General features: G+C 65.6%; 1 protein-coding gene. It reads right to left on the bottom strand.

The window, feature by feature from the left end:
* Nucleotides 1-514, bottom strand: a 514-nt coding sequence (locus AC3A35_RS27875; RefSeq protein ID WP_487439806.1) for a transposase, incomplete at both ends; no start/stop codon positions are given.

Below are 514 nucleotides of genomic sequence, written 5' to 3'. Positions count from 1 at the left end.
TGTTGCCGGCCGGGCAGACGCAGTGCGAGCGATCCTCGGCCAGCGTGAAATCGGTGGGCCGGAAGCAGTGCGTCTTTTTGGCCACCTTGCGTTTATCCCACAGCGGATCGGGTTTGCCCTTGTGGCTCACCTGTCCGGCATAGCGGACGTCTCGGTTGCGGTAGTCGTTGTCGCAGATGTAGGCGTCGATCCCGCCTTCGGCGAGTGCCTTCAGGTTCGCCTCCGAGTGGTAGCCTGCGTCGGCGCAGAGCGTGGTGTCGGGAGTACAAAACGGTTCGACCGCCTCGACCACCGGCAGGAGCAGTTCCTGTTCGGAGCCGGTGCCGTGGGCCTGGGCGTCGACGACGATCTGGGTCTTCGCATCGACCGCGGCCACCCCGGTGTAGCCCTGGATCACGCCTTTGCCGGTGGCCATCTTGGCGGACTCGTTGTCGGTGCGATTGCTCAGCCGCGGTTTGCCTTTGGCGCTGCGGCGCTCGTCAGGATGCGCGTCCAGCCAGGCGCGGATCTTTGC

The sequence above is a fragment of the Azoarcus sp. Soil_N_20 genome (genome assembly GCF_057656155.1).
This window is presented reverse-complemented; position numbering and strand designations above follow the sequence as displayed.